General features: G+C 37.0%; 9 protein-coding genes. 1 reads left to right on the top strand and 8 read right to left on the bottom strand.

The genetic code is table 11. From position 1 onward, the window contains the following. Position 1: 1 nt before the first annotated feature. Both HMPREF1135_RS00945 and HMPREF1135_RS00940 read right to left on the bottom strand, forming a co-directional pair. A complete protein-coding gene (locus tag HMPREF1135_RS00945; protein WP_007590980.1) occupies positions 2–3,043 on the bottom strand; it encodes a DNA translocase FtsK 4TM domain-containing protein in 3,042 nt (1,013 codons plus the stop codon). Positions 3,044–3,114: 71 nt separating this feature from the next. After that, complete coding sequence (locus tag HMPREF1135_RS00940) at positions 3,115–4,266, bottom strand: NAD(P)H-hydrate epimerase (RefSeq protein WP_007590979.1); 1,152 nt, start codon at positions 4,264–4,266, stop codon at positions 3,115–3,117. 242 nt (positions 4,267–4,508) lie between these two features. Here HMPREF1135_RS00940 and HMPREF1135_RS00935 point away from each other — a divergent pair, with 242 nt between their 5' ends. Continuing rightward, the gene (locus tag HMPREF1135_RS00935) at positions 4,509–4,895 is read left to right on the top strand and encodes a hypothetical protein (RefSeq protein WP_007590978.1); all 387 of its coding nucleotides are present in this window, start codon (positions 4,509–4,511) and stop codon (positions 4,893–4,895) included. Between the two features lie 53 nt (positions 4,896–4,948). Here the strand turns inward: HMPREF1135_RS00935 and proC are convergent, their stop codons facing one another. From proC to xdh, 6 genes are all read right to left on the bottom strand, one after another. Continuing rightward, positions 4,949–5,734 (bottom strand): pyrroline-5-carboxylate reductase, encoded by a 786-nt coding sequence (gene proC / locus HMPREF1135_RS00930; RefSeq protein ID WP_007590977.1) that lies wholly within the window; start codon positions 5,732–5,734, stop codon positions 4,949–4,951. Positions 5,735–5,742: 8 nt separating this feature from the next. Next, positions 5,743–6,654, bottom strand: a complete 912-nt coding sequence (locus HMPREF1135_RS00925; protein ID WP_007590976.1) for a LysR family transcriptional regulator — start codon at positions 6,652–6,654, stop codon at positions 5,743–5,745. 1 nt (position 6,655) lies between these two features. Further along, the gene (locus tag HMPREF1135_RS00920; protein ID WP_007590975.1) at positions 6,656–7,306 is read right to left on the bottom strand and encodes an SGNH/GDSL hydrolase family protein; all 651 of its coding nucleotides are present in this window, start codon (positions 7,304–7,306) and stop codon (positions 6,656–6,658) included. Between the two features lie 126 nt (positions 7,307–7,432). Beyond that, a complete protein-coding gene (locus tag HMPREF1135_RS00915; protein ID WP_007590974.1) occupies positions 7,433–10,420 on the bottom strand; it encodes a hypothetical protein in 2,988 nt (995 codons plus the stop codon). Beyond that, a complete protein-coding gene (locus HMPREF1135_RS00910; protein ID WP_007590973.1) occupies positions 10,386–12,722 on the bottom strand; it encodes an efflux RND transporter permease subunit in 2,337 nt (778 codons plus the stop codon). The genes HMPREF1135_RS00915 and HMPREF1135_RS00910 overlap by 35 nt, the downstream gene beginning before the upstream one ends. Positions 12,723–12,882: 160 nt before the next feature. Beyond that, positions 12,883–15,462, bottom strand: a complete 2,580-nt coding sequence (xdh, locus tag HMPREF1135_RS00905; protein WP_007590972.1) for a selenium-dependent xanthine dehydrogenase — start codon at positions 15,460–15,462, stop codon at positions 12,883–12,885. Positions 15,463–15,747 lie beyond the last annotated feature (285 nt).

Here is a 15,747-nt window from a genome sequence, read left to right as displayed (position 1 = left end):
TTTATAAAATATCCAAGAACTCGTCCATATTCATCAATATTTCTCTTTTCTTTGTTCCGGCTTCACCACCTACAACCCCCGCACTTGCAAGCTGATCCATTATTCTTGCGGCTCTGTTAAAGCCTATTTTAAAGTTTCTTTGAAGATTACCTATAGAAGATTTGTCCTTTTCTATTATATATCTTCCTGCAGCCTCAAACAGCTCATCTCTTTCAGAAATATCACTTCCGGCACTTAATGCATTCTGTGTCTCTTCAATCTGTTTGATTGTATTCTCATCATATGCCGCCTGCATTCCTTGATTTTTAAGGAAATCAACTACTGCAGACACCTCTTCATCGGATACAAACGCACCCTGTATTCTCATAGGTGTTGACGAACCATATGGTGCAAACAGCATATCACCCTTTCCAAGAAGCTTTTCGGCACCGTTACTGTCCAGTATGGTTCTGGAGTCTGTACCTGAAGATACAGCAAAGGCAATTCTTGAAGGTATATTGGCCTTTATTATACCTGTAATGACATTTACGCTTGGTCTTTGTGTAGCTATAACAAGGTGAATTCCGCATGCTCTTGCAAGCTGTGCAAGTCTTACTATTGCATCTTCAACCTCATTGTTTGCAACCATCATAAGATCTGCCAACTCGTCTATAATTATAACTATCTTCGGCAATTTCTCAGGCAAGCCTTCAATATTGCCTCTTCTTCTCGCCTCTTCTATTCTCTTATTATATGCTGTAAGATCCCTTACACCTGTAGCCGCAAACTTCTTATATCTCTCACCCATCTCGGCAACGGCCCAGTTGAGTGCCGAAGCCGCCTTCTTAGGCTCCGTTACAACAGGTATCAAAAGATGAGGTATGCCGTTGTATACCGAAAGCTCTACAACCTTAGGGTCCACCATGATAAGTTTTACATCTTCAGGTGAATATTTGTATATAATACTCATTATCAAAGTATTGATACATACCGATTTTCCGGAACCCGTAGCACCTGCAATAAGTACATGAGGCATTTTTGCAATATCCGAAACTATTACTTTACCCGAAATGTCCTTACCTACCGCAAATCCGATACTTTCATTTCCGTTTTTAAAAGCTCTGCTCTCAAAAAGATCTCTTAAGAATACCGTCTGCTTTTGCTTATTCGGTACCTCTATACCTATGGCGGATTTGCCCGGTATAGGTGCCTCAATTCTTATATCACTTGCCGCCAATGCAAGTTTAATATCATTTGCAAGTGAGAGTACTTTAGATACCTTTACGCCCTGTTCAGGTTTTAACTCATAAAGTGTTACAGACGGTCCCACACTTATATCTTCCACCGTTACATTTACATCAAAGCTTGCCAATGTCTCCTGCAATGTGATTGCGGTATTTCTGTATTCGCTGTCCGATATTGCCTCTCCCGCTTCAGTATTCTTGTTTAACAAAAATGTACCCGGATATGTATAAGGTCTTTGAACTTTCTTTGCAATTTCATTTCTTATCTTTCCCTGTGGTGAATTGGCTCTTTGCTCCTCCATCTTCTTTTGCAATGCTGAAGTATCCGAAACTATAACTTTTCCACCTGCAGTTACCAAGGTTCTCTCACCGTCATTACTTACCAGAGTGTTTTCATTTCTATTCTCGGTGCGAATCTCTTCCTTTTTTACATATTCATTATTTACAGGCTCATTTTGCCCTGCCTTGTTATATGTGTAAGTATCATTATAAGAATTATCGCTGTGTAATCCGCTTATAGGCTCATCATATACATCGTCATAAGCTTTTATAAACTCAATACTGCTTTCAGAGTTTTCCGCTTTTCCGTCTCCACCGGATAAACTGTTTGCATCATCAATATATCTGAAGTCTTCATGTGTATCGTCATCTGTGATTCTGATAGTTGACACCGGCTGCTCATAGATATCTATTTCATCTTTTCTTGCCAGTATCTCATTGGCTCTTCTCAATGTCTCTTCATCAATATCATTTTCAAACTTTAACTCTTCTTTTCCTCTGTTTATATTACCATAGAAGGTATCAGGTCTTTTATTTACAATAATTGAAGACTGTGTATTTGATTTTCTCGGCTCATAACTTGCCTCGTATTTACTGTTAATTGCAATGTCGTTTGAAGCACCTACATCCGAAGCGTTTTTTCCAAAGTTTTCATCATTTTTAGCATCAAAGATCCCTCCTATCGGCTCATGCATATCTGCATTTGCAGTTGGAAGATCCACTACATGCTTCTTTTTCTTCTTTGAAAAATCTATAGCACCTAGATTAATATTTCCCCTATTCGGGCGGTAATTATATCCTAAAAGTTCTTCAATATATCCTTCGCTCTTATTTTCAAGGTCCAGTTCTTCAAACTCCTCCTCATACTCGGGATCTTCTTCATATTCGAATTCTTCAACAGTCTGCTGTTCTTTTCTTTGTTTTCTTTGCTCCATTACTCTTGCCATATCTGTCTTAGCTCTTGATATGGTCATCTGTCCCCCGGTTTTTACTATGGAAACAAATGATTTTCCGGTTAATATTACAATTGATATTATAAGTACGGCAATAAAGAAGATAATAGCACCGATTTTTCCAAGTACGGATGATATAAGAAGTCCTAATCCTCCGCCTATAAATCCGCCATACCATCCTTCAGTGTAAAATCTCATAAGTCCGAATTCTTTAAGATTTGGTATTCCGAAAAGTGATATAAGTGCATCAACAGCAAGCACGGCCATCAAAACACCCGCAAATTTAATTTTTGCAAGACTTGATCCGATATTTGACAGTAAAAATGCTCCACCTACAAATACAAACATAGGCACTGCAAATCCCAGTATGCCGAATACTCCTAACTGAAATATTCTAAGATATTTCCCCACTACTCCCATAAGCCCGAAATGACTTAAAAAAAGTACCAATGATATACAAACAAGTGCAATCATCAGAATTTCCGAATTAAGGAAATCCAACTGCTCATTATTATCTATTTTTTTCTTAGCCCTGCTGCGGCTACTTGTTTTACCTGTTTTTTTAGTTGTTTGTTTTCGACCTGCCACTTCAATTCTCCACTTCCATAAAGTCTACTCTTAAGTATACATAATATGGAAATCATTTGCAATATTTTGCATTATTTATCTTCTATTACTATACCTATATCCATATTTACAAGTTCACCTATATGTTTTGAAGCTTCATTCGTAATAAGACCTTTCTTTAAAAAGCCTATACTTACCGTAATATCCGAGTTCACACATATATCCGCCTCCCCCGTATCACCGTTCATTCCGGAGTTTATATCGGCACTTACCACACTTGCATTTGAATCATTTATAGCTTTTATAAGGGAATATACCGGTTCTTTTACCTCACCGCTAAAACCTGTACCGTATATACAGTCAAGAATATAATCATATGAATTAAATTTTTCAAGCAAAGCGGCATAGTCCATACCTTCATCCAAAACAGTGTACTTTATACCGTTTTGCTTACAAATATTGAAATAATACTGCCCGTCCTCCGAGAACTTATCCTTTATCAAGAGTATCTCCACATCTATTTCTTCCGTATTCAACAAATCCGCAACCACATATCCGTCACCTGCATTATTTCCGCTTCCGGCAACTACAAGTACCTTATCACCTATATTCCAGTCACCTACATAAAATATGGCTTCACCTGCTCTGTACATAAGTTCTTTGCTGTCTACAAAATTTGCAATTGTATAGCTGTCGGCATCTCTCATCTCTTTTACAGACAGCACTTTTTTTTGCTCAAAAGAATCAAAGAACTTTTTTACAAGTTTTCTGTAATCTCTCTCCTTTATTTTCATTCCCTTGGCACCCATAAGTTCAAACTCAACACCCATTTCCACAACTCTTGTGTCAAGTGTTTCAAAACCGTTTTTTCTGTAAAAATCCAGTCTTTTCTTTCTCTGTTTAAAATTATCGCTTTCTTCTTCAACCGGTTCTATCGCCAGCGAAAGCCTCGGATGCATCTTCTTGTACTCACGCAATATTTTACTTCCGTATCCGCTCTGCCTCAATGAATTCTCAATAGCAAAATAGAAAATATATGAAAGCTCATCCCCCACCAATGTATGTATAAACCCGAGCCATATATCATCATCATAAATTGACAAAAACTCCACACCTCTGTCATTGCCGACCAACACCATGATATAAAAAGGTATTCTCTCTTCAAAAGGGAAGGCATCAAAGTAAAGTTGTTTTATTTCTTCCAAGTTTTTTGTATTCTCATCTATTATCTCAAATCTGATCATTATTCTCCTATCCGAAAACATGGCTTTTATTCGCTACCATATCTTTTCTTTATTACTCCACGTACCGACATAATGAGTCGTAAATGTTTCATTTAAGAATTTTAATTCAATCTTTCGAAACTATTTTTCTTTTTTTTAGATATAAAATGCTATTTTGTTTGACATTTTTGATAAATAGGTATAAAATCGTTTCTTGTTAAACTTAAGACTGATTGCTCAGTCTGTTTTGGGAGGTATTTAAAATGTTAAAATTAAAATTATTTTCAATCGCTGCAATAGCTATGCTTGCTTTCACTGCTTGCGGTTCAAGCTCACAAAAGGCTGATGCTTCATCTGCTGTAGAGTCAGCTGCAAGCGAAGTTTCTTCAGCTATGGAATCAGCAGCTTCAGAGGCTTCTTCAGGTGTTGAGGCAGGTAAGGCTGATGCTTCTTCAGCTATCGAGTCTGCAAACAGCGAGGCTTCTTCAGCTTTAGAGTCAGGTTTGTCAGAGGCTGCTTCAGCTTTGGAGTCTGCAGGTGTTGATGTTTCAAGCATTAATGACGCTGCAAATGAGATGGCTTCAAGCCTTGCTAATGATGCTGCAAATATTGCTTCATCTGCTGCAGAAGCTGCTACAAAGGGCAACTGATATAAGAATAAATCGAGTAAAAAAGTCAGGCTGCATTATGCAGCCGGCTTTTTTTATTTCTTCGATTTTAATGTGGCTGCACTTATCGCTTCTATCACTCCTGCTCTGAAGCTGTAATCTTCAAGTGCTTTTACACCTTCTATTGTAGTGCCTGCAGGTGAGCAAACCATATCCTTTAGTACCGCCGGATGGATGCCTGTCTCAAGCAATTGTGTCGCACTTCCAAGTACCGTTTTTGCGGCCATCTTTATTGCCACATCTCTTTTTAAACCATGAAGTACACCTGCATCGGCCAATGCCTCTATAAACATTGCAACATATGCCGGGCCTCCGCCTGAAAGACCTGTAACTACCGGGAAAAGTCTCTCTTCCACCCATTCCACAAGTCCTATTGCCGAAAACATTTCTTCAACAGTTTTCTTTTCCTCATCAAGTGCATTGCTGTCACTGTCAAGAGCAAATACTCCTTCTCCAACTATGGCCGGAGTATTCGGCATTATTCTAAGTATTCTTTTATCACTTCCAATCCACGACTTTATAGTTGCACTCTCAAGTCCTGCCACTATTGATATAATCAATTTATCTTTCAGATTTTTTGCAATTTTTTCAAAAAGCTCTTTTGCATGTATCGGCTTTACAGCTACAAGTATTGCATCCGAATTTTTTACAAGATCCAACTCGTCATTGTATATATTAAAACCGTCTTCTTTTGCTTTTTCCATTGTCTTTTTATATGTATCAAAAGCACCTATATCTTTTATGTCCATCGCCTTTTTTGAAACAAAACCTTTGGCAATGGCTGAGCCCATGTTTCCGAAACCTATTACACCTAATTTCATTGTATCTCCTATTCCAATATCTTATCTTTAAACTTGGATACCTCTTCCAAATACTTTTTACCAAGTTCACTTATTGCTATATCTTTTCTCATAATATAGCCTATAGTCATCTTCTCATCAGAATCAAGCTTTACGGCCATGTACTCGTCACCGTTTAACTCTTCACATATTATACCTGAGCAAAGTGTATATCCGTTTAAGCCTACCATGAGATTAAGCAAGGTCGCTCTGTCATTTGCCTTTATAAGTTTATGGTATTCATAGGTTGAAAGTACCTCTTCAGCAAAATAAAAAGAGTTGTACTCTCCCTGTTCAAAAGAAAGGCATGGATAATCCATAAGTTCTTCCATTTTTATCTTACTCTTATTTGCCAAAGGATGATTTCTGTACAAATAAACATAAATACTGCACTCCATAAGCGGAGCAAAGACAAGATTTGATTCATTAAAAAGTTTTGTCAGAATATTTTTATTAAAATCATTCAAATAAAGTATTCCTATCTCACTTTTAAATGTCTTTACATCATTGATAACATCAAATGTCTTTGTCTCATGTACCGCAAATTCATATTCATCCATACCGAATTGCTTTACCAGATTTACAAAAGCACTTACTGCAAAAGTATAGTGCTGCATTGATACACTGAATTTCTTTTTTAGCTTCGGACTTGAAATATATTTTGCCTCTATCAAATCAAACTGCTCAACTACCTGCCTTGCATATCCTACAAATTCACTGCCTTCCGGTGTAAGAAATATGCCTCTGTTATTCCTTGAAAAAAGTTTTATTCCTATTTCAGATTCCAACTCTGCAATTGCCGATGAAAGGCTTGGCTGTGTAATAAACAGATTTCCTGCGGCCTTATTTATTGAGCCGGCATTTGCCACTTCTATAGCATATTTTAATTGGGTTAAAGTCATACTATGCCTTCAATTCTTTACTTTCCAAAGTATTCTTTATATTTTCGCTTACCTTCTTTGCAAGTGATTTATGTGAGTCTGCAGTTAAATGCATAAAGTCGATATCATTCATAGTGACACATGAAGCCGAATCAAAAAATCCCACTCCAAGTTCCTTTGCTATAATTTCATACTCTTTTGCAATTTCATAGGATTTATCGGAGCATATACCCATATTTTTGCCTACATCTGAAAGTTCACACTCCTTTAATATCGGTCCCGGTGCAATTACAAGTATATTCGGCTTATCCCTCCAAACTTCCGCCTCAAGAGCCTTCTTTACAAGTCTTCTCATTCCGAGAGCAATATTTGCGGCAGTCAAAGAAAATCTTTGCTTGCAGTCATTTGTTCCAAGCATAATAACAAGCATATCAACAGGTGAATGAGTCTGTAAGCATGGCAAAAGATATGTAAGTCCTGACAGTCCCTCATTGAAAGGATCGTCAAGACAGGTGGTTCTTCCGCAAAGCCCCTCTTCCAATATTCTATATTCATTGCCAAGAAGATTTGCAGCTACCATAGGCCATCTGATTTCTTCGTTAAATCTGCCCCCTGTAGCAGCATCATATCCCCAGGTATTTGAATCTCCAAAAATAACAACTCTCTTTTTCATATTACTTCCTATCTGTTATCATAGTTTTCTTCTATTATACTAAAACTTCACAGTCTTTTTCAATACAGGTAAATTATCAAAATGAGCTGTACAAAACTTTGTACAGCTCGATTGTATTTAATCTATTTATTTCTTTTTCTTCTTATAATAAAGATATCCTGAAATTATTACGGCGACAGCCCCTATAAATGAAAGTATAATAATATATTTATTTATACTCTCAGTCCTGATCAGAACAATTTCTCCCTGTGGACTGTCTACTTTAAAGCTCAGATAAGACCCGACTTTGGTTGTATCTGCTTTTATAATACCGTTTTCAGTCTTTATTCCTACAGCATTTGCCTTACCGTCCTCATTTAAAACTCTAAGCTCAATGCCCTCATTAATATATTTTCCTCCAGGTATTATGCTGTATTTATATGCCTTAATCACATCTTTATCTGTTTCAGGTATACCGGTCTCTTCCACTTGAATACTTGTCCCTTCATAGAATAATGCACTTGCAAGTAAAACAGGCTTACCGTTTACATTTGTATTTGCCGAAATATTTTTATTCCATCTTTCCTCAACCAAATGTATATTTATATTTCTCTTTATATTGTTTAATTCCTTATTCTCCCAGTATGTATTATACCCTTCAACCTCCGGAGCCTTCGGAATATCGACACCGCTGACATATGAATTATAGGCTACATTTACAGTCTTTATAATATCATCTCCCACAAAGTAATTTACTCTTAGCGTTTTAAATCCTTCAGGAGTATTATTATCCTGTAAAAGTTCCTCATATGAGACAATACCTGCTTCGGAGTTTAGAGTTATATCATTTATCGCTCCGACGCCTTCATCAACATATCTGTTTGCACTTACATAGGAGTCTTTTAAAACATCTCCTGCAATACTTCCGAATCTTCCGGAATTACTGCTGACTACAGTACTCATGGCGGTATTTCCAATCAAATCTTTTGCAATTCCTGCAATTCCTCCTATATAATCGGTTCCTTTTACATCTCCAAGCATATAAGAATCTTTAATAAGGTTTTTGCTGTAACCTGCAATTCCTCCTATATAAGATCCGTTTTGTGAACTGACATCGGCAAAGTTTTTGTTTGCAATGACTGCCCCATAATCGGCTTTTGCCACTATGCCTCCTGCGTAGTCATTTTTTACATTTATTTCACCTTCATTTGTATTTGACTGTATCAGAGCATATACATTATTTGAAAAATTAAGAGATGTCTCTCCTCTTTTATCAACATCATCTTTAATGTCTGTTTCCGTGATAATGCTGTCCTCCGGATCTATACCGACCCTACCTACAATCCCTGCTGTATTTATATCACCGTTTATAATTGCCCTGTTTGCAGAGTTTTCCAGTCTGCCGTATACATATTCCTTAGGCGGATTCACAGATACGTCAAAATAAATTTTTCCGTCATCTATCTTTTCTTTTAGTCTGTCCCCTCCGTTTTGAATAGTTCCTCTTATATTGTCAATTTCATTCCTTACTCCGTCAACACTGCCCTTTATATCCTGTCTACTGCTTCTTAAGTCTTGCCTTGCTTTATTTATCTCAGCTTCAAGCTCATCTTTTTTTGTGCTTACAGTGTCATAGGAATTATCAAGATTCTGTCTTAAGTCACTTTTCTCATCATCCAGATAGTCAAGTAACTCATTTGATTTTGAGTACAAATCGTCAATCTCATGAGTAATTGCCTGAAAGTCGTCTGCAATATTGTCGGCACTTTCTTTTTTATCTTCAATATCACTTTTCATTCTTTTAGATATCTCATTGATATTTTTTATAGCTGCAATAAGATTTTGAAGTTTGGTATTTCTGTCATTGATGATATCCTTATAGCTCTCTCCATGCCTTAAATCTCCAACATTATCTCCTATATCTGAAATATCGGAGTTTATATTACCGGTTATACTCTTTATATCATTATTTTTTTCTTTCAACCCGGCATCAAATTTATCCGCCTCTTCACTGTGGAAATTTTTTCTTTCTTTTATGCTGTCTTCAAGCTCATTTTTTTTAGAATCAATGCCGTCTACATTATTCTCCAATATAGTTGCATTCCTATCCACCTCGGCCTCAAAAGCATCCAATAGCTTTGACAGTGTTTCCGTCTGTCTTTCAAGGCTGTCTATAGTATCACCTTCATATGAAATCTCTATATAAGGCTTTAATAATCCGGCTATACCTCCAATATCCTTTCTGCCGTAGACGGAAGCTTCATTTATACAATTATTTACAGCACCTGTCTGTAAGCCTACTATACCTCCTACTTTATATCCTATATGAGAGTATCCTACCTTTTCACTGTTTGTACAATCTCTTATAATTCCGCTTGATACTCCTGCAATTCCGCCTGTCATCTCCTGTTTAACATCATCTGTAACGGCATTTGAAACGGAAATACTTGGTATACTTTTCATTTTATCATCATCAGGAAGTACACTTTCATTATCACCTGCAATTCTTCCAAGGTTTTGTGAGCCTACGATACTTCCCTTATTATATCCGCAGATACCTCCGACTATTTTTGTGCCTGTTATGGCAGCATGATTTTTTGAGTTGATTATAAATCCGCTTTCATCATTTACACCGGCTATACCTCCTACTCTTTTATAAGCTGTTACATATCCGGCAAAACTCACATTCTCTATAACGCCTTTATTGGTTCCTACAACTCCTCCTACAACCGTCTTACCTCCGTCAGGGCTTATATTTCCTTCTACATTAAGATTCTTAATGCTTCCCTTTGTACCGAGTACACTTATAAGACCTGCACCGGTACTTTTTTCGCTTACATTAAGTCCCTTTATTGTATATCCGCTGCCGTCAAGAGTTCCGGAGAATATTGAAACAGGCTTAAAGTCCTTATCTGACAAGTCAATATCATTTGTTAAAACATAGGTCTTATTTAATGTGAAATTCTCAACTGTAGAACCCTTTGAAAGACTTATGAGTTCATCGGCGCTGCTTATATTTATAATATCCTGTGTATTTTGCACAGAGTTGATATCGACATTTGCAGTCGCATATACCGGTAAAACATTTCCGAATATTAAACTAAGACTCAGTAATAATGCTGTTTTCTTCTTCATCTTCTCTCTTATTCTCCTCCTCATTTATTTTTCTTGAAAACGATGTCTTGTCAATAATGAAATCAAAAGTATAAAGCAATATCGGCAACACCACCATTACCATTATCATTGAAATAACAACTCCCTTTCCAAGAGTTTTTCCGAGAGATGCAATGGTCGGATTTGATGTGATATTTCCTATTACAAATCCTGAAGCCGCCATAATACTTCCCGATGTAACTATCGTAGGGAAGGCTTCATTTAAAGTTCTTGATATTACATTCTTTCTGTCCGAAATCTCTTCTCTCAGAGCCAGATATCTGCTTGTGATAACAATTGCATAATCAATTGTCGCTCCCATCTGTATTGAACTTACTATCAAATAACTTAAGAAGAACATATTTTCTCCTGTAATATATGGCAAACTGAAGTTTATCCATATACTTCCCTGTATGGTAAGTACCAATATAAAAGGCAATGCCGCATTTTGGAATGTAAAAAGTAATATAACACCAACCAAAAGTGCCGTTACAATACTGATCCTTAAATTGTCACCTCCAAATGATTTGCTGATATCATAATCACTTGAACTGTCGCCGACAACATATGCTTCATCATAATATTTTTTTGCTATTTCTCGCACATTATCTATATTGCTAAAGGTATCTTCACCTTCAAGAGGCTTATCCCATATAAGTAAAATTCTTGAATACTTTTCACTTTCCAGCTGTTTTCTTGCATCTGTTATACTCTTATGTATATCTTCTATATCGCTGATAGTATCCTCATCTATATCAAGACCGCCCTCTTCAATTTGGTTATATAAAAAGTCCACCATATTTATTACAGGTATTTTATAGCTGTCAATGCTCTTCATAAACGCACCATACTGCTCATTCTTTAATGCATAGAATCTGTATGCGGCCTTTACAAGATCCACATCAACATCTGCAATCTCCGCCAGCTCCCTCGGATTTAAACTGTCTGTAAGTACATATTCGCCGTTATTACCTACTTCAATATTCGCAAGTCCTGTGACACTCTTTACTCCCTGAATATTTGAAACCTCTTTAAGCAGTGCGGCCTCTCGCAAATAGTCCTCTTTCGGAATAACTATCGCCATTATATTGCTTCTTCCAAACTGCTCCTCTATCTTTTCCTTCGCCTCAAGATATTCCGTCTTCTTATCAGACTCTATGGAATTTACATCAAATATATATCCGGTTTTGCTTGAAAGTATAGCTCCACCTACTGTAATAACTATAAATAAAGGAAGTATAATTCTTTTCAACTTTAAAATTCCGCTTCCAAATACTTCTATATTCGGTACAAAATTTTTATGCATTGATTTTTCAATCTGTTTTTCAAACATCATTATAAGTGCAGGCATAAATGCAAATACCGCAAGCATACTGAATATAATTGACTTAAGCAAAACTCTTCCAAGGTCCATACCTATCTGAAACTGCATTGTCATGAGTGCCACCATACCTGCCATAGTGGTCAGAGAGCTTGATGATATCTCTGGTATAGCCTTTGCAAGTGCTTTTATAAGAGCATGCTTAGGCTTATACTCCCTTCTTTCCTCCATAAATCTGTGGAAAAGTATTATTGCATAGTCAATAGCAAGTGCCAGCTGCAATACTACACCTACAGCCTTTGTTACAAACGAGATTCTTCCGAATATAAAATTTGTACCTATATTCAGTACTATCGCTATTCCGAATGTAAGCATGAAAATCAATATTTCCATATATGTTTGTGAGGTGAACAATAACACTGCAATTATTATGATTATTACAAGGACAAATATAACCTTCATATCCTTGTTCAAATCTTTGGCATCATCCTTATCAATAGTTGTATATACAACATTGTCATAGGGTGAGACCGAGTCTCTGACCTTAACTATTGCGTCCTGAACCAATTTTGAGCTTTCAACATCATCAAAGCTGATGGTATAAAGGGCTGAAAAATTCTTATAATAATCTTCGATATTCTTATTTTCATAATCCTTATCGGACTTATCATAAAAATCTACTTTTGAAACTCCCTTAATATCCGCAATTTCTTTTGATACTTCAAGAGCTTTTTCGTAATCAACATTGTAAATCATAACTTTTGCCGTTCCGAAAGTTGTAAAGCTCTCGTCCATAATATCAAGTCCCTGCTTAGTTTCGGAGGTTTGCGGTAAATAGTCTGATAATTTATCACTTACCTTTACCCATGATGAACTGAATACTCCGAATACTGCGGCAAGAATAAAAAATACCAGAAAAGCTTTTCTTTTATTCACTATAAATGAAGCAATCTTTTCAAACATCTTTCTCTCTCCTATTCTTTATACTTATGTATATTTTTAGACATATGACTATTATTTCGGTATTATAATACATCTCGGGACTTTTTTCAACATATGTTTATTATTTTTGAAATAAAAAAGTTGGGATCCATATCGAATCCCAACAAAAAGTATTCCTTATTTATTTTTTCTTTTTATTTGTATAATATGTGTCATCCATAGGTAATTTCGGTCTTAATTTGCCGTCTCTCTTATAGTATGCATTCTGTACTGCCGGTGCGGTAGGAATTGTTGCAATCTCACCGATACCCTTTGAACCGTATGCCACTCCAAGGAGCTCTTCCTTCTCCACATATATCGCCTCAATCTCAGGTATATCTGTAGCTCTCATAAGACCAAGTGTTCCATACTTTGACTTAACCATACAATCTTGAAGCTTAAAGTCCTCTGTAAGTGCATATCCGAGTGACATAAGCACTCCACCCTCTATCTGACCCTGTATTGAAATAGGGTTTACCACCTTTCCTGAGTCATGAGCCGCGTAAACCTTTTTAACCTTACCGTCATCATCAAGTACAACAAGATGTGTAGCGAATCCGTATGCAACATGAGACTTAGGGAAAGGTACATCTGCACCGAGCTTATCTGTAGGCTCAAAGTACTCTGCATAGTAGTCTTTACCGTTAAGCTTATTTAAATCTCCGCCAACAGCATCAAGGTCCTTTTTAAGTTCAATAGAAACTCTTCTTATGGCCTCACCGCTTATAAGAGTCTGTCTTGATCCTGAAGTAGTACCTGAATCAGGGTCAAATTCAGAGTTACATCCCATATTTTTAAACTTGTACTTCGGCAAATTCAAAGTTTCCGCCGCCATCTGTATAAATATTGTTGCACAACCCTGACCGATATCGGAAGCACCGCAATATATCTCTATAACACCGTCATTAACAATAAGTTTTGCACGTCCTGTATCAGGAAGTCCTACACCTACGCCGGCATTCTTCATAGCACATGCCAAGCCTACATTCGGATAGTTTGCTTCATATGCCTCTTTTACAGCTTCCAATGTCTCTTTAAGAGCTGTTGAACAGTCTGCTATCTGTCCGTTAGGCAATACCTTGCCCGGTTCGATAGCATTTCTGTATCTGATTTCCCAAGGTGATATTCCAACCTTTTCTGCAAGTAAATCTATAATGGACTCAAGCGCAAACTCACTCTGGCACACTCCGAATCCTCTGAAAGCGCCTGCAGGAGGATTATTTGTATAGTATCCGTATCCTCTAATGTCATGATTCTGATAGCAATATGGTCCTACCGCATGAGTACATGCACGCTCAAGTACAGGTCCGCAAAGAGACGCATATGCACCTGTATCAAAATAGATATCACAGTCAAGTCCTGTAAATATACCGTTTTCATCACATCCAAGAGTAAATGTACCGTGCATTGCATGACGCTTCGGATGGAATGCAAGCGACTCGTCTCTGCTAAACTTCGCCTTAACGGTTCTTCCAAGCTTATATGCACAAAGTGCCGCTATATGCTGAACGGAAACGTCCTCTTTTCCACCGAATCCGCCACCTACATACTTGTTCTCTACAACAACTTTTGACGGATCCCAGCCGAACATTATAGCTACTTCTTTTCTTGTATCGAATACACTCTGATCGGTACTGAAAATCTTTACACCGTCCTTATACGGCATTGCTATAGCACACTCCGGCTCAAGGAAGGCATGCTCTGTAAAAGGTGTATCAAATGTCTCGGTAACAGTATACTTTGAATTTGCGATTGCTTCCTTTGCATCACCTCTTTTAACATGTCTTGACTGACAAAGGTTTCCGTTTGGATGAACCTTAGGTGCATTCTCCGCCTTAGCCTCATCTATATTTCTTACAGGCTCAAGCACCTCATATTCAACCTTAACAAGCGCCTTAGCCTTCTTTAATATTTCTTCACTCTCAGCAACTACGAGACAAATAGCATCACCCATACATCTTGTAACGTCACCCTTTGCGATCATTACATCCCAGTCCTGCTGAATATGTCCCACCTTATTGTTAGGTACATCCTCTGCTGTATATACCGCAACTACACCTTCAAGTGCCAAAGCCTCTGAGAAGTCGATATCAAGTACTCTTGCTCTAGGGTATTTTGTTCTTACTGCTGAAACATGAAGCATATCTTCAAGTTCCACATCATCAACATACTCACCGATACCGAGAACCTTGTCTCTTACATCAATTCTGAAAGCATTTGAACCTACACCGTAGTCATCACCCTTTTCAAGCTCTTCATCAATCTTTCTATCGCCTCTAAGTATCTGAGCCGTAAGGTCAATACCCTCAATAATCTTCTTATATCCTGTACATCTACAGATATTTCCCTTTATCGCCTCTTTGATTTCGTCTTCTGTAGGATTAGGATTTCTGTCAATAAGAGCTTTACCTGACATTACCATACCCGGAATACAGAATCCGCACTGTACAGCACCTTTTGATCCGAATGCATATACAAATGCCTCTTTTTCAAAGTCGCTTAATCCCTCAACAGAAACAATGTTCATTCCCTGTGCTCTTTTTGTAGTCATAACACAGGCTCTGGTAGCTTTTCCGTCAATTATAATGGTACAAGTACCGCAAGCTCCCTGACTACATCCGTCTTTTATAGATTTGAGCTTTAAATCGTCACGTAAAAATCTTAAAAGTGACACTTCTTTTTCAGTTTCAACCAATTTACCGTTAACTGTAAAACTGTACATCAAAATTCCCTCCACGATGTATTTATATGCCATTAAATACGTTGCTGATTTTATCTTTTTAAAATCGCGGCATATATGATTGTTTGTAAATTTAATTCGGGTTTATAACATTTAATTTCAGATTATTGAACTCAAGATCTAAATGCTATTTTTGCCAAAAAAAATTTTAGATATATCTTCCTTAAAGAAAATATCCCGTAATCTTATTCACATTTTTCAACAATGTATTGTCGACATTATAGCATAATTTTTAGAATAAATAAACTTTATTTTATTTATGTATTC

The sequence above is a fragment of the Lachnoanaerobaculum sp. OBRC5-5 genome (genome assembly GCF_000296385.1).
In the GTDB taxonomy this organism is placed as follows: Bacteria; Bacillota; Clostridia; order Lachnospirales; family Lachnospiraceae; genus Lachnoanaerobaculum.
This window is presented reverse-complemented; position numbering and strand designations above follow the sequence as displayed.

Coding starts and splice junctions, on each gene's coding strand:
- HMPREF1135_RS00940 (WP_007590979.1), bottom strand. CDS start 4,266: ATGATCAGATTTGAGATAATAGATGAGAATACAAAAAACTTGGAAGAA.
- HMPREF1135_RS00935 (WP_007590978.1), top strand. CDS start 4,509: ATGTTAAAATTAAAATTATTTTCAATCGCTGCAATAGCTATGCTTGCT.
- proC (WP_007590977.1), bottom strand. CDS start 5,734: ATGAAATTAGGTGTAATAGGTTTCGGAAACATGGGCTCAGCCATTGCC.
- HMPREF1135_RS00925 (WP_007590976.1), bottom strand. CDS start 6,654: ATGACTTTAACCCAATTAAAATATGCTATAGAAGTGGCAAATGCCGGC.
- HMPREF1135_RS00920 (WP_007590975.1), bottom strand. CDS start 7,306: ATGAAAAAGAGAGTTGTTATTTTTGGAGATTCAAATACCTGGGGATAT.
- HMPREF1135_RS00915 (WP_007590974.1), bottom strand. CDS start 10,420: ATGAAGAAGAAAACAGCATTATTACTGAGTCTTAGTTTAATATTCGGA.
- HMPREF1135_RS00910 (WP_007590973.1), bottom strand. CDS start 12,722: ATGTTTGAAAAGATTGCTTCATTTATAGTGAATAAAAGAAAAGCTTTT.
- xdh (WP_007590972.1), bottom strand. CDS start 15,462: ATGTACAGTTTTACAGTTAACGGTAAATTGGTTGAAACTGAAAAAGAA.